Source organism: Acaryochloris thomasi RCC1774, from assembly GCF_003231495.1.
In the GTDB taxonomy this organism is placed as follows: Bacteria; Cyanobacteriota; Cyanobacteriia; order Thermosynechococcales; family Thermosynechococcaceae; genus RCC1774.
In genome coordinates, this window is the sequence record NZ_PQWO01000005.1 from 228072 (window position 1) to 253555 (window position 25484).

The following is a 25484-nucleotide window of genomic DNA, read 5'->3' on the forward strand; positions in this document are numbered from 1 at the left end:
GTATTGTATCAGCGCGATCGAAGATCCAGTGTATTGGAGTCAAGTCTCTATCTTCTCAAGATAAAGTTTTAAATTGTGCACGTTCTGGATGACGAATATCTATATCGTGCAGGGCAACCTATTGAAGTAATGAGTATTTTTAGTATCTATTGATACCGTTTCATAAATCCTGGAGCACTGAGATGAAAAGAGTTGTGATGGCCCTAGGGGCTGCTGTTGTATTGAGCAGTGTTGGCGGCATGAGCGAAGCAAAAACGAACAGAAGTGATTCTGCACAAAGAGATAGTCTTACGTCTAGCGGTGGCGTGAGTCTACCCATTCTGTATGGCGTCATGGGTGCCGTGATGCTAGGTACCTTGGGGGGGATGACCTATATGTTTGTCAAGCCTGCAAAATAAGTTGTCCTAAGCTTCAGAGGGCTGTGGCCATAGATAAATGAGACCTGAAATCAGCGTTAATGCGATCGCAAGTCCGTAGCTCAGCAGCGTCGGTAATTCCCAGCTTGGGGGCAGGGGTGCAATCAGCAGAGAAACGGCCACAATTTGGCTGACGGTTTTGGCTTTGCCCCATAGATTCGCGCCCGAGATTTGGGTTTGCTGCACTCGCCAACCTGCGATCGCAAGTTCACGCGTCAGCAGCACCGCCACAGTCCAGGCCGGAATTTGCTGAAGGTCCACCAAGGCAATTAGCGGACAGAGAATCAACAGCTTATCGACGAGGGGATCAAGGAACTTACCTAGTTCAGTTACCTGGTCAAAGCGACGGGCAACATAGCCATCCAGCCAATCGGTTAGCGCAGCGAGCAAAAAGACCCCCAGACAGATCCAGTGCGCCATTGGATCGAGTGTTTGGAGGCCATAGAGCAGAATGGGGACGGCCAGCAGCCGAGAAGCCGTAATCCACGTTGCTGGAGTCATAGTATTTGCCTAGAAACGAATTCGATACTCCAGAATGCCGAACGCTTCTCCATCAGTACTGACAGCGCTACGAATCCGCAACTGATCATTAATTTCGTAGCTGAGATTAAAGAGAGTGGGCTCATCTAGATCGCTGATGATCTGCAGCACTGAAGCTGAGAAGCTATTGGTGAGGTCGTAGCCCACCTCGGCTCCAAACTCTAGCGTAGATCGGTTGCGGTCATCTTCGTTGGGAATTAACACCGGAAAGACCCTAAAACTGCCGCGACTGCCCAATACATCATCAAAAAGCCCTTCAACCCCTGTAAGAGCAGCGGTACTGGCAAGGTTCACCAGAGCAAGCTGTGTATCACCTTCCTCTAGTGATTCGGTCACGCCGCCCCCGAGGAGCGCAAAGATCTCACCTTCCGTGCGGCTGGGGGTGCTGTCTAGCTCTAGAACCCGATCGAAATTACGGGTGAGTTCACTGGCGCGCCCTTCCACGCTGGCCCGTACCCGCACTGATTCAATATTGCCCACCGGATTGGTCTGCAGCGCACTGCCTTCATTAAGCGTGGACAGGCGGCTGGCGACGCCGTCGGTGACCGTCGTGACCATGCCCAGACTGAGATAGGGATCTAGCCCGAACTGCGGCGTGAATTGGGCAAAGTTCTCTCGCCGCCGATCCAAACGAAATCGGCTGGTGAAGAGATTGACGGTGCCGCGACGAAAGTTAAGAACCCCCTCAGGGCTAAGGTTGTCAATGGAGCCGTTGAGAATTACGTCTCCCGCCGCCGAAAAACTGAGAAGGGGGGGTTGAGCCACGCGCACCGTGTCCGTGACCGTCACTTTTAAGTCTTTAAACCGTAGCGGCATCGCATTCTCGACCGTATCTGGACTGCTGCCGACGGTTCCCTGTGGGCTGGTTTCCGGCAGAATCACCTGTCCTTTAGAGAGGGTGATGCCGCCCCCCAGTTGCGGTTTGAATGCCGTGCCCGTGACGATTAAGTTGCCACCAATTTGGCCGCGATAGAGCCCCTTGAGGCTCAAATCAAGGTTGCGGAGGCTGACCTGAAGCTGATCGGTGCTGCTAGACGCGTAGAGCGGTAGACTCCCGGAGGCCCTCAGGATTCCTTGGCTGTAACGACCGCTGAGGTTCTTGGCAATGGCGATGCGATCGCGTTCAAATCGAATATCGCCTGAGACGTTAGTGAGCGGCTCATCAAGAGCCTGGGCCGCAATGATGGCGTTGTTGACCTGTAAACTCCCCGTGACCTGAGGCCGAGCAACGGTTCCCTGGGCTACAACGTTGAGATTGCCCTGACCTTCCCTCCAGGCCACCTGATCGGTAAATAGATTCAAGACTGAAAGACCCTGATCACGAACGGCTAACCGCACATTGAGCTGGTCGCTCTCTGGGGCAACCGTTGCGAACGGGAGCTGATAGGGAATATTGCCGGTCAGTGTAATCGGTTCAGGACTGCTGACATTGGCTGAACCATCGAACTGCAATCGGCCTCGGCTGTAATTGAGATCGGCTTGGGCCTGCTGCACCGGAGTTCTATCTAAAGCTGCCTCTGTGACTGAAAAGCGTCCGCGAACCTGGGGGTCTGCCAGTGTTCCGGCCAGCGTTGCCGCCCCTTCTAAAGAACCTGAGACCTGAAATGGCAACTCTAAAAACTGGTTGAGGGGCTCAATCGGAACATTGGCAAAGGTCAATTTCCCGCCCTGGCGCTCGCCGCCCACCTGGCCTTCGAACTTGGCAATGCTGTCGCCTGAGGCCGCCTGCAGGGTGTCAAAGGTGAACGCTGTATCTTGCCACTGCCCCTGGACCACGATCTGGTCTAGGCTGTAGGGCTGCCATTCAATGTAGCCACTCTTGAGATCAAAGTCACCCTGAAAACCTCGCGCCGTCGATCCCTGGAACTGAATCTGCCCCACAAGTTGTCCTTCTAAGTCTTCTAGGGGCGGAAAAGGACTCGCTTCTTCCTGCTGTTCTTTCTCTTTCGCAATGAGCTGCTCTATTTCTGTCAGGCGCTGCAGTTGCGTGAACAGTGGGGCATTGGGTAGGCCCACGGGTACCGTTGTCACATCGGCCGCTGAGCCAAGGGCCGTGAGTTTGTTGTCCAGAGTCAAGATTTGCCAAGCGGGCACTAAATCGGCTAGCTGGCCGCGCAGTACTTCGATTTCTCCTGATGTTTCAAAGTTGTTGCCAGGGGCGACGCTGGCCGTCAGTCGGTAACGGCTGTCTCGATAGATTAGATCGGCATCAGTGACGGAGGCTACGCCTTTGGCATAGCGGAGAGACCCAGCAAAGGATTTTCCGAGTAGCTTGCCGATGCCGGGGCGGTCGATGGCAAACTGTCCCTGCAGGGCGGCGGCGCGGACGTTGGCGGTGAAATCACCTGAAGCCAGTCCAGAAACGGTGCCAAGGTTGTTGGCGGCCTGGAGGTTGAGCACCTCTAACGGAAACTGGCGCAGCGTTACCCGCAGATCATTGCCCTGAGATCTGCCCAAAGCAATGGCCTGATCGCGCTTGATGTCGAAAGAACGAGGGAGCTGATCGGGACCGAGGGCGAGGGAGATGCGATCACGAGTCCCTTTCAGCCGCAAATCTAAACCCTGTTCGGCTCTATATCGAATCGGCCCGCTCAATGGTTCAAAAGCCAGCCGCGTTACGGCCAACTGATTGACGCGCAGCGTCGCGAATAAGTTAGGGGCCGCCACCGTGCCCGTGAGCCGACCATCCAGATCGGCTCGTCCTGTCAACGGAACAGGCGTGATGCCCTGTGCCTGGAGTCGGCTCAGATCGTATTTTTGAGCTTGGACATTAAGCGCTAAGGTTGTGAGCTGTAGTCCCTCAGGGCCGTCAAGGTTGACCCCAATCTGGCCACTGGCTAAGAAGTTAGGAGCCGTAGCTCGCTGAACCAAAAGTTGCTGTCCATTCCAGCCCACCTGAGCGTTAATGGGATCTTCGACCAGATTAATACCTTCTGAAAACCGCAGCCGCCCCACGCCTTGAGCATTGTTGAGGCTAAACGTTGAGAAGGGAGCTGTTAAAGCAAACTGTCCCGTCATCTGCCCCCGTAGCGTCGGGTCATAGGCGGGCAACGAGAGACCCGGAATTTCCACGTTGGCCTGCACCCGATCCCTGGGAATATCGATCAGACCGTTGATGTTGAGATTACCGCCCGGTAGCTGAGTGACCACGTTCTGCAGGCGCGCGAGCTGATTGCGAATGATCACCTGCCCCTGGGTGGGGAATTCGCCCTCCAGCGCCTGAAATTCAACCTTTGTTTCGACTTCTTCTGCCGGACCTGACAGAATAATGGGTCCCTGTACTGGGCCAATTGCAAACCCCGGATCGGCATTGTAAAAACGAGCGACAGCATCCCCAGGGATGTTCTGAGCCTGTAACAATCCCTTGATTTGTCCTCCTGGTCGCAGATTGTAGCCCACGGCTCCTGTGATTTGTCCGCCTGGCGTGGGCGTCCCTACAATATTTCCGATGGTCAGGTTGGGAGCCTGTAAACGGAACTGAGCCGTTAGCCGGTTAAAGGGGACCTCGTCTAGGATCGTCGTCCCTGGCGCGACCATATCTCCTGTCAAAACGGGGTCACTCAAGGCCCCAGTTACGCGAATATTGCGAGCCTGTACTTTGCCCTGTACGGGAAAAGGCAGTTTCGTCAGTCCCAGTTCGCTGAGGGCTAAATTGGTCTCCATGACCGCCGTTCTGCCCATTAGGTTAAAGCCGCGTTTGGGATCAATCCAGCCCCCGCCTTGGATCGGGATTTTTCCGTAGAGGGCGGTGGTGTTCTCAAAGCGAGTGGTTAATCCCCGCAGCCGCAGTCGGCCGTTCGCTTGGCTGAAGGGTTGAGGGAGGCCCTCAATCTGTCCGGCGACATTGTTGAGTGTAGCGGTGCCCTGCAGGTTCGGTTGACTGCCTCTTGTAAGTTTGACGAGCAGGTTGACGTTCGCCTGACCCTGACGGAGACGAACCGGTAGATTGTAAGCCTGATCAAGGATATTGGCGCTGAGGTTGCGACCCTGCACTAATAGATTCAACTGCGGCCAGATCAGCGATCTCTGGTCCTTGAGCGCAATCAGCGCGGCACCTTTCGTTCTGAGGCGTCCGCCAGAGGCCAAGTTGCCCCGCAGATCAAACTGCACCTGCTGCCGAGGCGTGCCTAAAAATTTGAGGGTGCCGTTGACGCGTCTCAAGTTCTGACGCTGCTGGCGGTTGTTGTCTAAAAATAGATCCTCAGGTACCCAAACGTTGGCGTCTTGTGCCTGAACGTCACCGGTAATTTTGGGGAGCACCTTAGGCCGATATTGGACCTGCAGATCAGTCTGCAGTCGCCTGGCTTGGACTCGGATATTCTCGGAGGTAACGGTGGTGTCAGCGGCCTCAATTTGACCCTTGTAGGCCAGAGTTAGGGGTTGCTCAGGCTGATAACGAGCCTCTAAGTTACCGCTCACTCGCCCCGATTTAATGGTAATCGGTAAGGTTGGCGCGAGGTCTAGTAGGGGCGGGACATCTAGATCTTTCAGACTTGCCCATAGCTTCAGGGTTTGTTCGGGTTGCTGCCAGTCAGCTTTAAGGGTGGCCTGCCCACCAGAATCAAGTGTGCCGGTGGCGTTCAGCCGTAGTGTCTGGTTCTTGTTAGCGAGCGCAAGGGTTCCATTGAGGGGATTGAGCTGCCGGGCCGCTTTGCCCCAAGGCTGCACCTTGATCTGCCCCTGGCGTAGCCGGACGGTTTTAATCTCTGTTTTCAGCCAGCTTTTACTGTCTTGGGGAGGCGTGAGTTGGGTGGTTAACCACTGTCCCTCTTGATTCTGATCGAGGTACAGGCGGGGATTAATGACGGTGATGTCTAGGTCAATGGTGCGGGTCCACAGAGTCTTCCAGAGGTTGAAGTTGGCTTTAACCGCGTCGATCTCAACTGAATCTCTGTCGAGGGTGGTACGGCCATTGAGCGTTTGTTCATGGGGGGGAATGCTGGAGGGGCCGATGGCGATGCCGGTAAGGGAGTAGCCGGTGACGTCCCCTACGTTGACGGGGCGGTTAAGAGATTTGCTGAGGTCCTTGGCGATGGTGGGAGCCAATTCCTGTTTGACGAAGCGATCGCCCCACCAAAGACCACCGCCTATGCCTAACAGCAGGAGGCTAAGCACGGGTCTAAACTTACGTCTAGGACGGGTTGGAGGCGAGGAAGTAGGGGGAGTCTCTACTTCGGAGGAAGGGTCTGACATTATGGCGCTCGCGGGGTGGGCGAGTGTAGCGGTTATATATAGTAGATGTTCTGGGTGTGAGTTGGGTGTGACCCGGCTTGATTGTTTGCTAAAACTCTACAGGAGGAACCAGCGCTTGCTATCATGGCACAGAAAAATGGTGCTTAGATTAATCGGCTCTTTAAAGCCTAAATCGGTCAAGATCGTGCACACTGACCTTTAGCCAGACGAAATCATGGAAGTGTTTGTTCTGCTTTTCAATGTGGGGACTGATAATGAGGGCATTCATACGCTCAAGGTCAACCCGCCGGATGGAGAAGATATGGTGCTGGCGTTTGAGGCTGAGGATGATGCGACCCGATTTGCGGTGTTGCTAGAGGCCCAAGATTTCTTGGAGCCGACGGTGGAACCGATTGATGAAGAGGAAATCAAGGCGATTTGTTCGCAGTCGGGATTGGGGTACAAGTTTGTTCCTGAGGGCCAGTTAGAAATCCCGCCTGAGCAAAATATGGATGCAACGCTGTGGCAGGAGAATCAAAAACCGGAGCCGGCTGGCCCGCCGCAGGATAACCTGGATGATATCCGGCGGCAGCTAGAGAGATTGCTAGAGTGACCAACCGTTTCGCAATTGGAGTTTCATGGTTGGCTATCTACTAATTCTGTCAATCATCATCTTGGGGGGAGTGATTGCGACACTGGGCGACCGAATTGGGTCCCGTGTTGGTAAGGCGAGACTAAGTTTATTTAACCTGCGTCCGAAGAAGACGGCGGTGTTGATTACGATTTTGACGGGGAGCGTAACGTCGGCAACCACGATGGGGATCTTGCTGGCTACGAATGGTCAACTCCGGGATGCTATCTTTCGGATCGGGACTATCCAACGTCAGCTCCGTACGTTCAGGGCTGAGCGGGATGAGGTGCTGCAACAGAAAAATCAAAGTGAAGATGAGCTTGCGATCGCAAGGGCTGAATTAACCGAATCAGTGCGGCGACTGCGGGCGGTCAATCGTACCCTGCGGACTTCGGTAAGCCGTCAGCGAAAAAGCGAAGCGAAGCTGCAGCAGTTTCAAGCACGATTTCGAGAGGCCCAGAACACTCTGAGAAAATCGACCACGCAGGCGAGGGTGTTGCGATCGAAAATCTCTCGCCTCGTCTCTGAAGAACGCCAGATTCAGGCTGAACGGCAGCGCCTTCTTCAGCAGCGTAATCAAACTCAGAAACGACTGCAGGGAGTAGAAGCACAGCGCCGTCGATTGGCAGATGCTATTGCCACAGCTCGAACGCAGCTTCAGCAGGCGGAAGTACAGCAACAGCAGTTTGAAGCCGCCGTCGTAGAGGCTCAAGCTCAGCTTCAGCAGGCCAATGCCCAGCGAGGCGATCTTCTGCAGCAGCGATCGCAGCTGCAGAAAGACGTGGCGACTTTAGAGCGCAACCGCCAGCGCCTTGAAAGAAATGTAGAAGCGCTTTTGATTGGGTTGCGGCGCGGCAATATTACTATCCGTACCGGCCAAGTGCTGTCTTCTGGGGTGGTTGAGGACATCGATACCCGTGAGGAGGCTCTCGAAGTGCTTAACACTCTCCTCAGACAGGCTCGAACCGCCGCCATTGTGCTCATCAATCCCCCAGACCTAGCCCCAGATCAGCAGGTCGTGCAAATTACGAGTCAGTCCGTTGAGCGAGTCGTCAGCCAGGTTAGCGATGGCAAGCCCTACCTGATTCGGATTTTAGCAGCAGCCAACTATCTAGAAGGAGAGGAGACTGTCCTGGTGGCACCTCAATTGGCCGTGAATCGCTTGGTGCTTGAATCGGAAGAGACTCTGGCCGTGACGTCCTTGACCCCTGAAGCTTTATCTGATGAACAGATTCTTAACCGCCTCAATATTCTGTTCTCAGATGCTAATCAGCAGGCCATTCAGTCAGGGGTGCTGCCCGATCCCCTGACCGGGACCGTTGGCTCATTCCAGCAAATCGAGCTATTTAGATTTGTCTTGGCCCTCAAAGACCGTAATGATAACACCCCTGTTTCCATTCAGGCGATCGCACCTAACCCTGTTTTCACCGCCGGTCCATTGGTGCTGCAGCTCGTTGCTCTCAAAGGGCAAGAAGTGATTCTACGCAGTGGTGATCCCGCCACGCCCTAACGCTCTCTTCGCTAATTTGTTAGCTTATGTGTAGTCGTTACGAATACGTTTAATGATAAAACTGGTTGGGATGAGTGGAAGTTTGCGATCGCAATCTTACTCATTTGATGCTTTGAAGCTAGCGCTCAAGAGAGCAGAGGCCTTAGGGGCTGAAGTGGAGATACTAGACCTGCGAACGCTGAACCTCCCTTTCTGCAAAGGTGAAGATGACTACGCAGGCTATCCAGATGTTGTCAAGCTGAGGCAGGCCGTGCGCCAAGCTGATGGCTTGATTTTAGTGACGCCGGAATATCACGGCGGCGTCAGCGGCGTTTTGAAGAATGCCTTAGACCTACTGAGCTTTGAGCACTTGTCAGGCAAAGTTACCGGAGCCATCAGCGTTCTGGGCGGGCAGGCCAACAGCAATGCGCTCAATCAACTGCGACTGATCACGCGTTGGGTTCATGCCATGATGATTCCAGAGCAGGTCGCCATCGGCCAAGCTTGGCAAGCCTTCGATGCCAGCGGCAATCTCCAGGACCCCAAATTAGCGGAGCGGCTTGATAAATTTGTGGATAGCCTTGTTATCACAACCCAAAAGCTTCGCCCCAGTCAAAATTAGAGTCAAAGCGCGCAGTACTTTTTCTGTGTAAAGAAAACATCCGTGTTTTTACGGTGTGTCTTTCGCCGATATTTAAGAGAATATCCGTATTTTCGCGGTTAATGTCTTTGAAACTAGGGTTTACTATAGATTCATTGGGCTGTCATACCCCCCGCATTAGCCCAGCCAAGTCTCCGAAATGGCAACTTGTTCCGAAAGGGCAAGGCGCAAACCAGCGGGCCTAAAAACCATCTTAGGGGTATGGATGCTGCTGGTTCCGAAGAGACTTTACTTCATTAAGCAAGGGCCTTTACCTTCTGGGTAGGGGCCTTTGTGTTTTAGAACAGAGGTGCCGCAGCGCACGACCGTATAATCCCGGAAGCCGAGAGTCTGGAAAATAGCTGAAAATCCGTATTTTCACGCTTAAAAGCTGAAAATAAAGATTCTAATATGGATTCATCGGGCTGTTATACCCCCCACATTAGCCCAGCCAAGTCTCCGAAATGGCAACTTGTTCCGAAAGGGCAAGGCGCAAACCAGCGGGCCTAAAAACCATCTTAGGGGTATGGATGCTGCTGGTTCCGAAGAGACTTTACTTCATTGAGCAAGGGCCTTTACCTTCTGGGTAGGGGCCTTGCTTGTTTTCGCGGTCGTCTTGATCACCAACCAGCGTTAGAGTTGTGAGGGATAAAAACAGCGATCGATAGGAGGCAGCGCAGGTTTGTGACACCCGCAGAATTTTTGCTGCTACTCATTTCAATTGCGTTCAGTGGCGCAGGGCAGTTTTTCCTAAAGTCAGGTGCCCTGCAGCTCGGCAAAGTCACAGGTACCAACCTGCTGAGTCACGTGCTCAGCATTGCGACGACGCCCGCTTTGTTGGTGGGACTGGCCTGCTATGCGTTCGGTGCCATTAGCTATATCATGCTCTTGACCCGCGTCAGTCTTAGCGTTGCTGGTCCTGCTGCCTCGCTGATTTATCTCGTCTCAGTTTTGTTGGGCTACTTTGCTTTTCAAGAAGCCATTTCCCTGAGCCGCTTAGTAGGGCTAGGCTGCATCGTTTGTGGCGTCATTCTGATTGCGTGGCAGCGGTAGTCTCGTGTTGTAAATGTATGCAGTCTCAAAGTAGATATGTGATCATAGAATCAAATGTCTCGCGTCAATGTCCACGTATTGCAACGAAAGCCTGTATTCACAGTTGTTGTCTTTATGGAGTGCCAGGTCAGTGATCACCTCTAAACTATTTCCCTTCGCTATTTTTTGTGTGTTTGCGGGTATTGCCTGTCCTACGCAAGCTCAGTCTTTGGACCCCGTTGAACAAACTTTAGTTGAGCAGGGTATTAGAGACGTCCTGTCTTCTCCTGGCGGCCTCTTGACGGTCCCTAATTCTGCAGGCGCAAATAGGCCGCAAAGTGCGCCTCCTACAAAAGCCGCTGAGTACGAATATGACGCAGAAAAAACAGCCAAGGGTTGTGGTGAGCAGCAGAACGACGAACTCACCTTTTCCAGTCAGGGAGAATATGGGCCTGAAGATATCGGTAGTACCGCTAGCCAGTCCTTTGAATCCTCTGATTGTTGAGTCTGAATGAGCACTCCACCGATTCAATGGTATCCCGGCCACATTGCTAAAGCTGAAAAGGCACTCGTGGAGCAGCTCAAGCGGGTTGATGTTGTCTTAGAAGTGCGAGACTGTCGCATTCCCCTCGCCAGCCGTCATCCCCAAATTGCCCAGTGGATTGGCGAGAAAGCCCATATTCTCGTGATGAATCGCGTTGATCTGATTCCTGTGAGTGCGGTGGATCGATGGCGAGAGTATCTCAAAGCCCAGGAGCTGACGCCTTATTTTACCGATGCGCAACATGGTAAAGGCATCGCGGCGGTTGCCAAAGTCGCTCAAGCTTCAGGGACTCAGGTCAATCAGCGCCGCCAAAAGCGAGGAATGCGCCCTCGAGCCGTGAGAGCGGTTGTTGTGGGATTCCCTAACGTGGGCAAATCTGCCCTGATCAATCGTTTGCTGAAGCGGCGCGTGGTTCCCAGTGCGCCTCGCCCCGGCGTCACGCGGCAGCTACGGTGGATTCGCCTGTCTGACCAGCTAGAAATCTTAGATACACCCGGCGTTCTGCCGCCGCTCTTAGAAGATCAAGATGCGGCCTATAAGCTGGCGATCTGCGACGATATCGGCACTGCTGCCTACGATAATCAATTGGTTGCCGCCACGTTCATTGAACACCTCCAGCGGCTTCAACTGCAGAGTATCCCAGGATTTTGTTTGCAAAACCCGCTCCAGTCCCGCTATCAGCTAGAGCCTCAAGCGACCGGTGAAGAATATTTAGAAGCTCTAGCGAACAAACAGCATCAAGGCGATATTGAACGAACCGCGCATCAGATTCTGACAGACTTTCGTAAAGGAAGGCTAGGCACGCTGCCCTTAGAAGCACCACCATAGCCCTGTCTTTTTACTAAGAATCATCGCCAAGCGTCACCTGACCCCTTAAACTGAAAAACTGTTGACCTTTAGTCGAGCTGACTTAAATTCACTGTGCGAAAAATTGCGATCGCTGGCAACTGGAAAATGCATAAAACCCAGGCCGATACCCTGGAGTTTTTGCAGACCTTTCTACCTCTGCTTGAGGCCACCCCTGAGGATCGAAGCGTCATTCTCTGTGTGCCCTTTACTGACCTAGGAACGCTTTCTCAGAACCTGCACGGTAGCCGAGTACAGGTAGGTGCCCAGAATATGCATTGGGAATCTGAAGGGGCCTATACCGGTGAAATTTCTGGCTCAATGCTGACTGAACTGAGCGTCCGTTACGTCATTATTGGTCATAGCGAACGTCGGCAGTACTTTGGTGAAACGGATGAGACGGTCAACCTACGCCTTAAAGCTGCTCAGAAGCATAAGCTCACGCCCATTCTCTGTGTCGGTGAGTCCAAGCAACAGCGAGATCAGGGTGAAACAGAAGCACATATTCTCAGTCAGCTCAAGCATGGGTTGGATGGCGTTGATCAAAACAACCTAATCATTGCCTATGAGCCGATCTGGTCCATCGGTACTGGGGACGTTTGTGCATCAGACGAAGCAAACCGAGTCATTGGTCTGATTCGCTCTCAATTGACGAATAAAGATGTCACCATTCAGTATGGTGGCTCCGTTAAACCGGGCAATGTGGACGAAATAATGGCCCAGCCCGAGATTGACGGAGCGTTAGTCGGCGGTGGTAGCTTGACCGGCGATAGTTTCGCCAGAATTGTTAATCACCAGTAGTCTGCTGATCGATCCTGGTTAAGAAGGCTGGTTAAGAAGGATCCATCTGTAGTCCCTGCAGAACGGCAGGTAACTGCTTATTATTCTGCTGCCAAAGCGCTTCCTTAAGCAAAATTCGATGCTTTTTGAGGCGGGTCAAACGGCCTTCTTGCTCAAATTGCTTCAGTAGACGGGTGGCCGTTACGCGTGTGATGCCTGTGATGTCAGCGAGAAGCTGGTGAGTGAGCCGTAAATCTAGCATTTTTCCCTGTTCGACATCGCGGCCGAAGCGGGCAGCTAGCCACTGCAAAAATTTCAAAAGCCTTAAGGGCGCGCGCTTATAGCCAATAATACTGAGGAATTCTTCCATGCAGCGAATCTGGAAGTACATGGCGTCTTGAACATTGTTTTGGGTTGGCGATACTGCCTGAACTTCTACTGCCGTTAAGCATTCCATCTGGAAGGGCTTAATTTGAGAGAGGGGGCGTCCGACGATATCGCCGTCACCCCACACGCCTAGCGTGATTAGGTCACCTTCATCATTCCAGGTGAGTGTGCGGACAAAGCCCTCGTCAATGCGCCATAGATTTTCAGCAGATGGCGGCAAAATGTCTCCTTGCTTGAAGGCAAGATCATGATTGAGGCTGGAAGATACTGGCATAAGGCAAAACCCTTCTTGAGAGTGATGCTGAGGTGTGCATTGTTTCACAACTGAGCGTCACATGTTCCTAACTAGCTTTGTGCACGTTTTCCTCAATGAGATCGGTACAGATTCGAGAAGGTCCTTGTAGAATCAACCTCGAGAGAGAATAACTGCTCAATATCTCAAGAGACTACTCCGCATAGATGAAGATGTAGTGAAAGTGGTTGACAATGTGCCGTAAGCTCTTGGTGAAAAAGATTTATGGTGGGACGGGCAGCCAAAAATACCGATAGCCGTGGGAGGTCGATGACGCCACAACTATCGGTATTTTAAGAGTGAGAAAACTTGCGGTGCTTTCTTCTGGTCTGGTGTTAGACGGTGGCGAAGTAATCTTTTGATTTGACGGGATCGGGGTTCATCGTTTGCGCCCCTGGGGTCCACCCTGCAGGACAGACTTCGTCAGGATTGGCTTGGACGTGCTGAATGGCCTGTAAAATGCGGAGAGTTTCGTCTACGCTGCGCCCAAATGCAAGATTGTTGACGGTTGCGTATTGAATGACACCGTCTTTGTCGATGATGAACAAGCCTCTGAGGGCAACACCGGCTTCAGGTTCCAGAACGTTATAGGCCGTGCTGATTTCTTTTTTGATGTCAGAAATGAGGGGATAGTTGAGGTCACCGACGCCACCAGATTTGCGATCGGTTTGAATCCAGGCTAGATGAGAGAACTCACTGTCAACGGAAATTCCGAGCACTTCTGTGTTCAGGGACTTAAATTCTTCGTAGCGATCGCTGAACGCGGTGATCTCTGTGGGGCAAACAAAAGTGAAGTCTAAGGGATAGAAAAAGACAACAACATACTTGTTGCCACGGTAGCTCGACAGCTTAACATCTTGAAACTCCTGGTCGTATACTGCCGTGGCGGTAAAGTCAGGGGCGGTCTGACCGACCCGTAGGCACCCATTGTCTTCAGTCATAAATCAGTTACTCCTTACAGGATGGAATAGATCTGCGCTCACCACACCTCAGTCACAGAGATGGAGCCAAACGCTGAAACCATCATACTGTTAATAAACGGTTACATTACGCCTGAGTTGTGCTGAGACGTAATGCTAGGTCAAATACCGCTGTTTGAAGGAGCGTTTCTAGCTAGAGATTTCAGATAAGAGGGGCTTGAAGAGCCAGTTGAGGCCGACCTTGAGCTGATGCTCTAGGGTTGGCATGCGATAGAGATAGATCAGTCGCCTAGCAACGTAGGCGAGGGGGCCATCTAGCTGGAGGCCAAAACCAGATAATGCTGCGGTTTCTCGCCCCAGGGTCAGCATTTCGCCGAGGTGGTTGTACTGAAAATCAAGGAGGGGGCGATGGGTCAAGGAGGCCCAGATATTCCAGGCTGCACAGTCAGCCTGCTGAAGGGCCGCTTGCGCTGTACTCGCAATTTTCTTCCCGTTTGGATCGCGGCAGTCGGCTAGATCGCCGAGGGCATATATGTTGGGATTATCTGAAACCTGGAGGGTTAGGTTCGTCATAATTTGCCCCTGATCGTTGTGAGACAGAGGCAGGGCTTGAATGGTCTGGGCAACGGCATTGCCGACGGTCCACAGCACTAAATCTACGTCGAGGGTATCAATCTGTCCTTTGAACTCTAAAGAAATCTGATCGGCAGTGATATCTTTGATGTCTGTTTCTTGATCTAGCCAGATACTGCGGCGTTCTAGTGCTTTTTGAGCCGCTTCTCGGTTGGCGGGATCAGCCGTCTCTAATATCTGTTGGCCGCGATCAATGAGGCGGAGGCGACCGCGCTCTCCGAGGCGGTCTGCTATTTTGCAAGCCAGCTCAACACCGCTGGGGCCAGCTCCTGCGATCGCAACTCGAATCTTCTCCATGTCTGTGGCTTCAAGCTGGCGCAGTTTTTCTTCTAGCGCATAGGCATCGGCAATGGTACGAAAGGCGAAGGCATGCTCGGCAGCTCCAGATACCTGATCTTTTGGGGTTTCTCCCCCCAGCGCCAGGACGAGTCGATCATAGTTCAGCGTTGCTCCTTGATTGAGAGCTACGGTGGATGTGGCTAAATCAATCTTTTCGACATCGCCTTGGACAAAGCGGACGTTGGTATTCGCTAGAAGTTCGGTAAACGGTGGCGCAATTTCCCAGGTCTGGAGTTCTTCGGTCACCAATTCGTACAGAAACGGAGTGAAGAGAAAGTGGTCGTTTTGGTCAACGAGCGTAATCTCAGGCTGGGCAGAGGACCAGGGAAGCTGACTGAGCCGCAGGGCCGTGAACAGGCCACCGAAGCCGCCGCCAAGAATGCAAATTTTTTGAGGTGTTTGTGTCATGAGGGTAGGGATTCAGTCATCCGCCGTAGTGTGGAAGCTACTGATCAGGATAACAACTTGCTTCCACCTCGACTTTCGCCTGCATGGTGCTTAGTTGGATCCCCCTAGCGACTTTTTTCTATGAGGAGGGATACGGGCGAGAACTAGATTTCAAGATTATTTGTAATACAGGCTGAAAGAGAGCTGTATGGCCGCAGTCTCGTCCTCACAGTAGCTGGCGCTCAACAAACATCTCTGTTACTGACCAGAGGCCATTATTGGCACGGAGCTTGCAGCGAACAGGGGCAGAGTCATATGTCAAAACTGGAATACCCAGAACAGTCGCCATTGATTGAGTATCAATAATGGCTGCAAACTCTTCGTTAGTGTCTTCAGTAATGCTGTATAAATTGACGGTTAAGCATGGATATGCTCCCCATGGTAGGGAATTGAAGACGGATCTCTGAACCTCCAAATATTCACTTTTAGTAGATACACCGAATAGATCTCCCTGATAGCTGGCTGATATCACAGAAGCCAGTATCTTAAGATCTTTGGTGTCGTAGGCTTTCTTGAATCTTTGGAAGGTCAACAGGACATTGCGAGGTAGATGTGGGGGCGTTGCTTGTTCCTCATGCCATATTTTTAACCAGTTGTAACCTTGCTGAACGGTGGAAACGAGTAGGCCAGTTTCTAGCATCACAATTCTGCGCTATGGAAGTTGATTTAATGATGCCCATGGCAGCCGAATCACTGGACAATCCTTTCGTCTTGCTTTTGAGAGCTTCCACGCAAGGAATCCAGTACAATCAAATCCTGCGATAGAGAAAATTTGGGAAAGCCTGTGGTCGTTAAGCCGGACTGGTTAAGAGTGAAAGCCCCGCAATGGGAGCGAGTGGGCAGCGTCAAAGATATTCTGCGAGACCTAGAGCTGAACACGGTCTGCGAAGAGGCCTCCTGTCCTAACATTGGCGAGTGTTTTCACCACGGGACAGCGACCTTTTTGATTATGGGACCGGCCTGTACCCGTGCCTGTCCCTACTGCGACATTGATTTTGAAAAGAAGCCTCAGGTGCTTGATCCCACTGAGCCTGATCGCTTGGCTGAGGCCGTGCGGCGGATGGGGTTAAACCATGTGGTGATCACTTCTGTAAATCGTGATGATTTACCCGATGGTGGAGCCTCGCAGTTTGTGCGCTGTATTGAGCAGATTCGAGAAATATCTGCAGGGACAACGATTGAGGTGCTGATCCCCGATTTATGCGGGAACTGGCAGGCGCTGGAGACAATCCTGCGGGCTGAGCCAGATGTGCTTAACCACAATACAGAGACGGTGCCGCGTCTTTATAAACGTACCCGGCCTCAGGGAGACTACTTGCGATCGCTTGATCTCCTAAAACGCGCCCGTCAGCTTGCCCCCTGGGTTTATACAAAATCCGGCATTATGGTGGGCCTGAGCGAAACAGACGCAGAGGTGCGGGCGGTAATGCGCGATCTACGCGAGGTGGACTGCGATATTCTCACGATTGGTCAATACCTGCAGCCCACGGCCAAACACCTTGGCGTCGATAGCTTTGTGCATCCTGACCAGTTTGCTGCTTGGGAATCAGCGGGGCAAGAACTAGGGTTTTTGCAGATTGTTGCTTCCCCCCTGACCCGCAGTTCTTATCATGCTGAGCAGGTCAAAGCGCTAATGGAGCAATATCCGCGTCCTCGGCCTCCAGCCATCGGGGGGTAGGTTTTATACATATATACAAGGTTGAATAGCCCAAGACCGGCTTTAGCCAGGGGGCCATTTCATCTGGCGTCCGCCCAAAATATGCAGGTGCAGATGATCAACGGTTTGTCCGCCGTCGCTGCCGTTGTTGATGACGACGCGATAACCCTGCGCTAAGCTTTCCTGCTCAGCGACTTTTTTGACCGTTAGCAATAAATGGCCTAAAAGTGCCTGATCGTCCGCTTCGGCTTCAGAGACTCGAGGGATAGGTTTTTTGGGGATCACGAGAATGTGGGTCGGCGCTTGTGGGGTGATGTCACGAAATGCGATCGCAAGATCATCTTCGTACACAATATCGGCGGGAATTTCGCGGCGGATGATTTTGCTAAACAGAGTTTCCGACTGGCTCATGGCGTTTGCTGGCTCAACATCCATACTCTACCTTTGTTTAGGCTGGTTTGGTTTGAGCTAGAAGCAGTACTATGAAAGGGAGTTTAGACCTGTACTTTTACTTTACAGGTATAAATTCTGGGATCTCGAAAATTAAAAATTCTGCATTTCAGTACTAGATAGGACGAAAGTAAGATGATGCACTCTGCCCTGCAGCTCGCGTTTGCCCAAAGCAGTGCCCTCAAAATTATCAGTGGTCTCAATAACTTTGATCATGAGCGAGTGGCTGCGGTTGTCAGAGCTGCAGATCAAGGCGGCGCAACGTTTGTTGATACCGCCGCAGATGCTGACCTGATTCAGCTGGTGCGTCAGCAAACCCAGCTTCCTATCTGTGTATCCGCTGTTGAAACGAAGCTGTTTGTGATGGCTGTTGAGGCCGGTGCCGATCTTATTGAGATTGGTAACTTCGATAGTTTCTATGCTCAGGGACGCCAGTTTAGTTCTGTTGAGGTGTTGGCGCTGACCCGAGAGGTGCGATCTCATCTCCCCCATGTCGCTCTATCGGTGACTGTGCCCCACATTTTGGAGCTAGATCAGCAGGTCCAGCTGGCTGTTGATCTCGTCGCAGCTGGTGCTGACATCATTCAGACTGAAGGGGGAACTAGTAGCGAGCCTGTCCATGCTGGAACGCTAGGGCTGATTGAAAAAGCGGCCCCAACCCTAGCCGCCGCCTCTGAAATTTCTAAAGCCGTTTCTGTGCCGGTCATGTGTGCCTCAGGTTTGTCCGATGTGACCGCTCCCTTGGCAATTGCGGCCGGTGCCCAAGGGATTGGTGTGGGATCTGCCGTCAATCAGCTCAATAGTGAACTGGCGATGATTGCCGCTGTCCGCAGTTTAGTAGAAGCACTACAGCCTGCCCGTCTGACACGCACAGTATAAGCACTGGCTACTTGCTGGCCTCGGCTGGCAGTGCGTTGATCAATGCAGCTCTGCTATCAAGTCGGGTGGCCAGTGCCCCCCAGCCTTCGGCTTCGAGAAGCTCCAAAGCCCTCCTTTCTTCGGAGGAGGATTGAGAGACAGCGCAGCAGCATTGCTCATGCAAAAAACGAGCCAATAATATGGAGCCAAAACAATGAGAGCCGTACTCATGGCCGGTGGCGAGGGAACTCGGTTGCGCCCATTGACCTGCGACCTCCCGAAGCCAATGGTCCCGATTCTCAATCGCCCCATTGCCGAGCACATTGTTAATCTGCTCAAGCGTCACCAAATCTACGAAATCATCGCCACACTGTTTTATCTGCCCGATGTGATGCGCGACTACTTTCGAGATGGGTCTCAGTTTGGTGTTCAGATGACCTATGCGGTTGAAGAAGCTCAGCCCCTGGGCACCGCTGGCTGCGTTAAAAACATCTCAGCCCTGTTGACGGATACCTTCTTAGTCATTAGCGGAGACTGTATCACTGACTTTAATTTAAGTGATGCGATCGCATTCCATAAAGAGCGAGGCTCCAAGGCAACCCTCGTGCTTGCTCGGGTTCCTAACCCCATGGAGTTCGGCGTTGTGATCACCGATGAGCAACAGCGCATCTGCCGATTTCTAGAGAAACCTTCCAGCAGCGAAATCTTTTCTGACACCGTTAATACCGGCATCTATATTTTAGAGCCGGATGTTCTCAATTACCTGCCCACTGATGAAGCCACTGACTTCTCCCATGATTTGTTTCCTCTGCTTCTAGAGAAAGGCGAACCTCTATATGGCTACGTTGCAGAGGGCTATTGGTGTGATGTCGGGAGTCTTGAGTCCTATCGAGAGGCCCAATATGATGCTCTCCATCGGGCCGTGCAGCTCAACTTTGCCTATCCAGAAACGGCTGCGGGGATTTGGATGGGGCAAAATAACTACATTGATCCACTCGCTCAGCTCAATCCACCTGTGCTGATGGGTGATAACTGCCGAATTGGCCCTCGTACCAACCTTGAACCTGGCACCGTGATTGGCGATAACGTCATTATTGGTGCTGATGCTGATCTCAAGCGTCCGATTCTTTGGAACGGTGTTTCCGTCGGTGATGAGGCACATCTACGGGCCTGCACGCTGACGAGGGGGACACGGGTTGATCGGCGGGCGCATGTATTGGAAGGTGCTGTCGTGGGTGCCCTGTCAGCCATTGGTGAAGAAGCCCAGGTCAGCTCAGGGGTTCGGATATGGCCTAGTAAAAGGGTAGAACCCGGCGCTACGCTAAATATCAACTTGATTTGGGGCAATACTGCCCGCCGCAATCTTTTTGGGCAGAGAGGGGTGGCGGGCTTAGCCAACGTGGACTTCACCCCTGAGTTCGCGGTCAAATTGGGGGCGGCCTATGCTTCTACGTTGAAGGCTGGCTCTCAAGTGGTGATCTCGCGCGACCAGCGCAGCATCTCTCGGATGGTCTCACGGTCCTTGGTCTCGGGTTTAATGTCTGTGGGCGTAAATGTTCAGAATCTAGAGGCCACCGCCTTACCCATCTCGCGTTGCGTGGTGCGTACCCTCGATGTCACGGGCGGGATCCACGTTCGTATTCACCCTGACCGGTCTGACTACATCTTGATTGAGTTTTTTGATAAGCAGGGCATCAATGTCTCGAAAGGGAAAGAAAAAAAGATCGAAGGGGCTTACTTCAAAGAAGATTTTCGCCGCGCACCCATCGACGAAATTGGCAGGATTACCTACCCCAGTCAGATTCCCGAACTCTATGCCACTGACTTTGAAAAGCACCTGAATACCGACGCGATTCGTGAAGGTAACTTCAAGGTCGTCATTGACTATGTCTATGCGGTTTCGGGGGCTGTTCTGCCTCAGTTCTTGAATAAGTTTGGCTGTGACGTCGTGGTTCTCAACGCCAGCCTCCGAGAAACAAACCCCTCGCCTGAAGAACGGGCCGAACTATTGGAGCAATTAGGGCCGGTTGTCGAAGCTCTCAAGGCTCACATCGGAGTTCAGGTGGCCGCGAATGGGGAACAATTGATTTTAGTTGATGAGACCGGTAGCGCCATTGAGGGTGAGCAGCTCACGGCTCTGATGGTGGAAATTATCTTAACGGCTCATTCACGGGGAACTGTCGTGGTGCCGGTCAATGTCTCTAGTGCCGTTGATTTAGTTGCCCGACGGCACGATGCTAGAGTCATTCGCACGAAGGTCAATCCCACCGCCCTGATGGAAGCCTGCCGCGAGAATCCTGACGTGGTGTTGGGTGGTAGTGCCGAAAGCGGCTTTATTTTTCCGCAGCTTCATCCGGGGTTTGATGCCATGTTTTCCATTGCGAAGCTTATTGAGATGCTGCGGCTGCAGTCTCAACCCCTCGGGCAACTCAGAGCGGATTTGCCTCAAGTTTTCCACCGTGCTCAGGATGTACGCTGTCCGTGGATTTGCAAGGGGGCGTTAATGCGTCATCTGATTGAAACACATCCGCCAGAATTGCTGGAACTGCTGGATGGGGTGAAGATCATTCAGCCGCAGACTGATAACTGGGTGCTAATTTTGCCAGATGCTAGTGAACCTTTGGTGCACCTGTATGCCAATGGCTCTGACCGCGAATGGGTTGATTCAAGGCTGGCTGACTATTGCCAGCGTGTCCAAGATTTCATCGTTTGTGATCCAGATACTGAGATAGCCTCCGACAAGGTGGCTTCTGGTGTTTAGGGGATCAAGCGATGCCTGCTGTCTGAAGCACTATAGTAGTATTGAGTACGGATTCTGGAGCAGGGTTGCTGCTGAGTCATTCACTAAAGGGACGAAGAGGGTCTAGCGATGAATAGCTGTGTACTGATGGGTGAGATTATCAAAGCGCCAGAGCTGCGATTTACCCAAGACGGTCAAACTGCGATTGCAGAGATGACGGTCCAGTTTCCAGCCATTCGTGCTGAAGATCCGATGGAGACGGTGAAGGTGGTGAGCTGGGGCAATATGGCGCAGCAGGTCCAAGAACAGTATCAGCAGGGCGACCAAGTTGTGATCGAGGGCCGTCTGACCATGAACAGCATTGACCGACCCGAAGGCTTTAAAGAGAAGGTTGCCGAGGTCACGGCTTCAAGAATTCATCCTATGTCAATGAATGCTGTGACCACATCGGTGCCCAGTATGCCAACGACTGCTAGCCAAGGGCGTTCAGCACCTCCCGCAGTTGCTCAAACAGCGCCGCCGCAGGCTGCACCTCAAGCTGCGCCGCCAGTGGAAGAGCCGAACTATGATGATATTCCCTTCTAAACCTTGTCCAAGGTTCACTCTGTGGGTGCATTCCACTTTTGCAAATAGTTCTTGTCAAGTTCCGTTAGGCTGAGCGCGCTGACCAATATCGCGTCGGTAATAGCTCTCTTGAAACTGAATGGGTGATAGCGCTTTGTAGGATTTCTGAAGGGCATCCTCGAAGGTTTTTCCTACAGCGGTGACGGCCAATACTCTGCCGCCGCTGGTGATCAAGGTCTGCTCTTGTAGCTGAGTGCCTGCATGAAAGACGACTGCTCCGGTGGCTTCGGCTTCATCTAATCCTGTGATCGGGTAGTGCTTTTGGTAGGGACCTGGATAGCCTCCGGAGGCCATGACAACACAGGCTGCAAATCCTATTTTCCATTCAATTTTGGGCATCTGAGCGAGCTTTTGCTCTGCGCAGGCGTTTAATAAGTCTGCAAGGGGCGTCTCTAAAAGTGGCAGGACTGCTTGTGTCTCTGGATCTCCGAATCGGCAGTTGAACTCAATCACCTTTGGCTGACCGTCAGGCGTAATGATTAAACCGGCATATAGTACGCCGCGATAGTCGATCTGACGGCTTTTGAGGGCCTCAAGCGTTGGCTCTAGAACATCGGATTTAATTTGCTGAAGCAGTGACTCTGTGACCCAAGGGACGGGGGCATAGGCTCCCATTCCGCCTGTGTTGGGGCCGGTGTCACCTTCGCCAATAGGCTTGTGGTCTTGAGCTGGGAGGAGCGGTCGGATGGTTTGCCCATCAGTGAGGGCAAGAACGGAGACTTCTTGTCCGGTTAGGTACTCTTCGATCAGGATCTGAGATTCTGGCCCGAATTTCCCGGCAAAGACTTCGTTGATGGCGTCTAGAGCTGCTTCTAGAGTTAGGGCAACGGTGACGCCTTTTCCGGCGGCAAGACCATCGGCTTTAACGACAATGGGTGCGCCCTGTTCTTTGACGTAGGCTGTGGCTGATGCTGCATCTGTGAAGGTGGCAGCTTTTGCGGTGGGGATGCCCGCCGATTCCATGAGGGCTTTGGCCCAGGATTTGCTGGACTCAATTTGGGCACCGGCTTGAGTGGGACCGAAGACGGCGATGCCTTGTTCATGCAAGGTGTCAGTGAGACCTGCCGCGAGGGGGAGTTCGGGACCAATGACGACTAGGGCGATGTTTTTCTGTTTGGTGAAAGTTGCGATCGCATCAAAATCATCTGCATCAAGCGTCAAGTTCTCACAGTTTTTCAGCGCTGCCGTGCCACCATTACCGGGAAGGCAGAACACCTGGTTAACCCTCGACGACTGCAGTAGCTTCCAGGCCAATGCATGTTCTCGACCGCCGCTGCCGACCACTAAAATCTTCACAAAACGCTCTCAATTGACGGTAAGACGGATTTCCTTCCTTTCTGGGGAGGAAATTGCCAAAATTGTGTAATGTAGAATACAAGTTGATTTTTGAAGATCAGCCCATACTACTAAGCATAATCAAATCATATCTTTTATCCCCGTGGGGTTCGGAGGACAATGTCTCTCTTCACCGGTTGTGCGCAATCGTTCCAGAAAATCGTGCGTCCCTGCCTTTTAGGCATTCCAATTGTTCTGTTAACAGCAGTTGTCGCGCGGCAATCCAGTCAGGTTCGTCACAGCTCAATACCAGACAGCCACAGCACTGAAGAGCATCAGCATCATGAGGCTGCTCATCAAGGCACCGGAGACATTCCCCACGAATTATCTTACGAGTTTTCTAAGCGCAATCATCCCCTTCTGTCTTTGCCGCCGAACCTTAAGCTAGAGCCAGCACTGCAGGAAATGATTCAGCAAACCGCAGCCCGTGAAGCAGCTCACCCCCGCGGAGTACCCGTTTTCAAGGCCGGTATCTCTGCCGAGTTTGGGATGCGACGCAACCCTTTCGGTAAAGGGCTGCACTTCCATGAGGGAATTGATCTGGTTCGCCCTCACGGAACGCCCGTTTATTCCACTGCCGATGGCATGGTGAAGCGCGCCAAGTCTTCTCGCATTAATGGCAACTATGTCGTCGTTGATCATGGCTACGGCAATAAAACCCTCTATGCTCATCTGAGTCGGTATGTTGTCGCCCGCAATATGAAAGTCAAGCGCGGTCAGCTATTGGGGTATATCGGCAGTACGGGACGCTCCACTGGGCCCCACCTGCATTATGGTCTCTATCATCAAAACGAGCCAATCAACCCCTACGCCTATATGTACGATCTGCAGCCTACGCTGGCCGATGCCACCTACGCTTGCGGACGGTTTGTGCCTAAGAGCGTTGGGTCTGATTCTGTTCGATTGGCGCTCAGTCGAACCTGCACTCAGCCCGATATTCAGTCGCAGTTCGATTAATTGACGTAGGTTTGTTGCCCCGATTGCGCGTTTATAAAGCCTTAAGCTACATGGCTTGCGCCCTAGCTCTAGGGTCGCTCGTTTCGCTCGATGCTGCTGTCGCGCAGTCTACGCACAGTCAGCAAGGTATGGTGGCGTCTGCCCATCCGCTCGCGAGTCAGGCGGGTTTGTCGATGCTGCAACAGGGGGGGAACGCCGTTGATGCAGCTGTTGCAACGACATTAGCAATTTCAGTGGTGGAACCGTTCTCTGCCGGAATCGGGGGCGGCGGTTTTTTGCTGCTGCGATTGGCTGAGACGAACGAGATTAGGGCGTTAGACTTTCGGGAAAAGGCTCCGCTCCAAGCAAACCGCGATCTTTATCTCGATCCTGAAGGACAGGTGCAGCCAGGAGCTAGCACCAATGGTCATCTTGCGGTTGCTGTTCCTGGTACTGTCGCTGGGTTGTTTGAGATTCATCAAAAGTACGGAACGCTGTCCTGGTCGCAGGTGGTACGGCCTTCTATCTTCTTGGCTTCACAGGGGTTTACCGTTAGCAGTCGCCTCTCAAAAGCGATTCAGCGTCGCCAAGAGACCTTCCGTAAAAATCCGGCGGCGCGTCAGATTTTTCTGCCTCAGGATCAAGTCCCCCAAGCGGGTGATTTGTTGGTGCAGCGAGATTTGGCGCAAACGCTGAGATCGCTAGGGAAAGATCCGCAGAGCTTTTATACGGGCAAGATTGCGATGAACATTGCGGAGGATATGTCTCGCAACGGTGGCCTCGTGACGCTCAAAGATTTGAAATCCTATCGACCCACCTGGCGTGATCCTGTCTGTGGTCTATTCCAGCAGGCTCGAGTGTGCTCAATGCCCCCACCTTCTTCTGGTGGTGTTCATTTGTTGCAAATGTTGCAGATGGTCGAGAATCAAGATTTTCAGGATCGCTGGCATCATCCAGATATTCTGCATGTTTTGATAGAGGCGATGAAGATTGCCTATGCTGACCGAGCGACCTATCTCGGTGATCCTGATTTTGTCTCAGTGCCGACGGCGGAGTTGACGAGTCCAGCCTATACCCACCGGCGGCGACAAGAAATCCAGCTTCAGCGGGCGCGTTCAGCCTCTGAGGTCAAGGCTGCTGACCCTAGGGTTCTCGATTCGATTCGCCAGCAACAAGAGTCTAATGATACGAGCCATCTAACGGTCGTCGATAAAGATCGCAATGCCGTTAGCCTCACGTTTACGATCAATCTTGGGTTTGGGGCGGGCGTTGTGGCTGAGGGGACCGGGATTGTTCTCAATAATGAGATGGATGATTTCGCGGCTGCTCCTGGAATTCCCAACGCTTTTGGACTGGTGGGGGGGGAGGCAAATGCGATCGCACCGGGTAAAATCCCGCTCTCTAGCATGACTCCAACCATTGTCACCGAGGGGGGCAAGCTCCGGTTGGCTGCCGGTGCTCCAGGCGGCAGCACCATTATCACGACGGTCCTGCAAATCTTGCTGAATGTGCTGGTGTATGGCCAAGATGCAGAGCAGGCGGTCACCTCGCCGAGACTGCATCACCAGTGGCGACCGGAAGCGCTGATGATAGAGCGTTGGGGCTTTGATTATGCCACGGTGCAGGACTTGCAGGACCGAGGCCACTCAATTCGCATGGGCTCAGGGTGGGGCAATGCCAATCTAATTTTGGTCAAGCCAGATGGCAGTTTAGAAGGTGCTGCAGATCCGAGAGGGGAAGGGACAGCATTTGGTCATTAATGTATAAATACGGCAG

The 25484-nt window shown here is 52.6% G+C and carries 22 protein-coding genes and 2 riboswitches; of the genes, 14 read left to right on the forward strand and 8 right to left on the reverse strand.

Going from position 1 to position 25484, the window contains the following annotated elements:
- Window positions 1–182: 182 nt before the first annotated feature.
- Window positions 183–398, forward strand: a complete 216-nt coding sequence (locus C1752_RS10590; protein ID WP_146242322.1) for a hypothetical protein — start codon at window positions 183–185, stop codon at window positions 396–398.
- A gap of 6 nt (window positions 399–404) precedes the next feature.
- Here C1752_RS10590 and pgsA read toward each other — a convergent pair whose 3' ends face one another.
- Complete coding sequence (gene pgsA, locus C1752_RS10595; protein WP_110986033.1) at window positions 405–917, reverse strand: CDP-diacylglycerol--glycerol-3-phosphate 3-phosphatidyltransferase; 513 nt, start codon at window positions 915–917, stop codon at window positions 405–407.
- Between the two features lie 9 nt (window positions 918–926).
- Window positions 927–6071, reverse strand: a complete 5145-nt coding sequence (locus tag C1752_RS10600) for a translocation/assembly module TamB domain-containing protein (RefSeq protein ID WP_233501507.1) — start codon at window positions 6069–6071, stop codon at window positions 927–929.
- Window positions 6072–6363: 292 nt separating this feature from the next.
- Here C1752_RS10600 and C1752_RS10605 point away from each other — a divergent pair, with 292 nt between their 5' ends.
- The 7 genes from C1752_RS10605 (at window position 6364) to tpiA (ending at window position 12111) form a co-directional block, all read left to right on the forward strand.
- Window positions 6364–6741: a DUF3110 domain-containing protein gene (locus C1752_RS10605; RefSeq protein ID WP_110986035.1), complete on the forward strand. Its 378-nt coding sequence runs from the start codon at window positions 6364–6366 to the stop codon at window positions 6739–6741.
- Window positions 6742–6766: 25 nt separating this feature from the next.
- Complete coding sequence (locus C1752_RS10610; RefSeq protein ID WP_110986036.1) at window positions 6767–8269, forward strand: DUF3084 family protein; 1503 nt, start codon at window positions 6767–6769, stop codon at window positions 8267–8269.
- 52 nt (window positions 8270–8321) lie between these two features.
- Window positions 8322–8870: an NADPH-dependent FMN reductase gene (locus tag C1752_RS10615; protein WP_110986037.1), complete on the forward strand. Its 549-nt coding sequence runs from the start codon at window positions 8322–8324 to the stop codon at window positions 8868–8870.
- A gap of 170 nt (window positions 8871–9040) precedes the next feature.
- Window positions 9041–9131: riboswitch (cyclic di-GMP riboswitch) on the forward strand.
- 213 nt (window positions 9132–9344) lie between these two features.
- Window positions 9345–9435: riboswitch (cyclic di-GMP riboswitch) on the forward strand.
- A 137-nt stretch (window positions 9436–9572) separates the two neighbouring features.
- The gene (locus tag C1752_RS10620) at window positions 9573–9941 is read left to right on the forward strand and encodes a DMT family transporter (protein ID WP_110986038.1); all 369 of its coding nucleotides are present in this window, start codon (window positions 9573–9575) and stop codon (window positions 9939–9941) included.
- Between the two features lie 130 nt (window positions 9942–10071).
- Window positions 10072–10425 (forward strand): hypothetical protein, encoded by a 354-nt coding sequence (locus tag C1752_RS10625; RefSeq protein WP_110986039.1) that lies wholly within the window; start codon window positions 10072–10074, stop codon window positions 10423–10425.
- Window positions 10426–10431: 6 nt separating this feature from the next.
- Window positions 10432–11292: a ribosome biogenesis GTPase YlqF gene (gene ylqF / locus C1752_RS10630; RefSeq protein ID WP_110986040.1), complete on the forward strand. Its 861-nt coding sequence runs from the start codon at window positions 10432–10434 to the stop codon at window positions 11290–11292.
- A gap of 93 nt (window positions 11293–11385) precedes the next feature.
- Window positions 11386–12111, forward strand: coding sequence for a triose-phosphate isomerase (gene tpiA, locus C1752_RS10635; RefSeq protein WP_110986041.1), 726 nt, complete (start codon window positions 11386–11388; stop codon window positions 12109–12111).
- 31 nt (window positions 12112–12142) lie between these two features.
- Here the strand turns inward: tpiA and C1752_RS10640 are convergent, their stop codons facing one another.
- From C1752_RS10640 to C1752_RS10655, 4 genes are all read right to left on the reverse strand, one after another.
- The gene (locus C1752_RS10640) at window positions 12143–12751 is read right to left on the reverse strand and encodes a Crp/Fnr family transcriptional regulator (RefSeq protein ID WP_110986042.1); all 609 of its coding nucleotides are present in this window, start codon (window positions 12749–12751) and stop codon (window positions 12143–12145) included.
- Between the two features lie 353 nt (window positions 12752–13104).
- A complete protein-coding gene (locus tag C1752_RS10645) occupies window positions 13105–13710 on the reverse strand; it encodes a peroxiredoxin (RefSeq protein WP_110986043.1) in 606 nt (201 codons plus the stop codon).
- 168 nt (window positions 13711–13878) lie between these two features.
- On the reverse strand, window positions 13879–15069 hold the full coding sequence (locus tag C1752_RS10650; protein WP_110986044.1) for an NAD(P)/FAD-dependent oxidoreductase: 1191 nt from the start codon (window positions 15067–15069) through the stop codon (window positions 13879–13881).
- Window positions 15070–15274: 205 nt separating this feature from the next.
- Entirely contained in the window at window positions 15275–15748 is a 474-nt protein-coding gene (locus C1752_RS10655; RefSeq protein ID WP_110986045.1) for a hypothetical protein, read from the reverse strand.
- A gap of 132 nt (window positions 15749–15880) precedes the next feature.
- Between C1752_RS10655 and lipA the strand changes: the two genes are divergently transcribed.
- A complete protein-coding gene (lipA, locus tag C1752_RS10660) occupies window positions 15881–16786 on the forward strand; it encodes a lipoyl synthase (protein ID WP_110986046.1) in 906 nt (301 codons plus the stop codon).
- 42 nt (window positions 16787–16828) lie between these two features.
- Here the strand turns inward: lipA and C1752_RS10665 are convergent, their stop codons facing one another.
- The gene (locus C1752_RS10665) at window positions 16829–17176 is read right to left on the reverse strand and encodes a histidine triad nucleotide-binding protein (protein ID WP_110986145.1); all 348 of its coding nucleotides are present in this window, start codon (window positions 17174–17176) and stop codon (window positions 16829–16831) included.
- Between the two features lie 177 nt (window positions 17177–17353).
- On the opposite strand from C1752_RS10665, the gene C1752_RS10670 reads away from it, so the two are divergent.
- From C1752_RS10670 to C1752_RS10680, 3 genes are all read left to right on the forward strand, one after another.
- Entirely contained in the window at window positions 17354–18094 is a 741-nt protein-coding gene (locus C1752_RS10670; RefSeq protein ID WP_110986047.1) for a DUF561 domain-containing protein, read from the forward strand.
- Window positions 18095–18287: 193 nt separating this feature from the next.
- Window positions 18288–20834, forward strand: coding sequence for a mannose-1-phosphate guanyltransferase (locus tag C1752_RS10675; RefSeq protein ID WP_110986048.1), 2547 nt, complete (start codon window positions 18288–18290; stop codon window positions 20832–20834).
- Between the two features lie 108 nt (window positions 20835–20942).
- On the forward strand, window positions 20943–21398 hold the full coding sequence (locus C1752_RS10680; RefSeq protein ID WP_110986049.1) for a single-stranded DNA-binding protein: 456 nt from the start codon (window positions 20943–20945) through the stop codon (window positions 21396–21398).
- Between the two features lie 54 nt (window positions 21399–21452).
- On the opposite strand, the gene purD is transcribed toward C1752_RS10680, so the two are convergent.
- Window positions 21453–22733: a phosphoribosylamine--glycine ligase gene (gene purD / locus C1752_RS10685; RefSeq protein ID WP_110986050.1), complete on the reverse strand. Its 1281-nt coding sequence runs from the start codon at window positions 22731–22733 to the stop codon at window positions 21453–21455.
- A 159-nt stretch (window positions 22734–22892) separates the two neighbouring features.
- Here purD and C1752_RS10690 point away from each other — a divergent pair, with 159 nt between their 5' ends.
- Both C1752_RS10690 and ggt read left to right on the forward strand, forming a co-directional pair.
- Window positions 22893–23729, forward strand: coding sequence for a M23 family metallopeptidase (locus C1752_RS10690; RefSeq protein ID WP_110986051.1), 837 nt, complete (start codon window positions 22893–22895; stop codon window positions 23727–23729).
- 50 nt (window positions 23730–23779) lie between these two features.
- Window positions 23780–25468 carry a gamma-glutamyltransferase gene (ggt, locus tag C1752_RS10695; RefSeq protein ID WP_110986052.1) on the forward strand — a complete coding sequence of 563 codons (1689 nt, stop codon included), beginning with the start codon at window positions 23780–23782 and terminating at the stop codon, window positions 25466–25468.
- The last annotated feature ends 16 nt before the right edge of the window (window positions 25469–25484 follow it).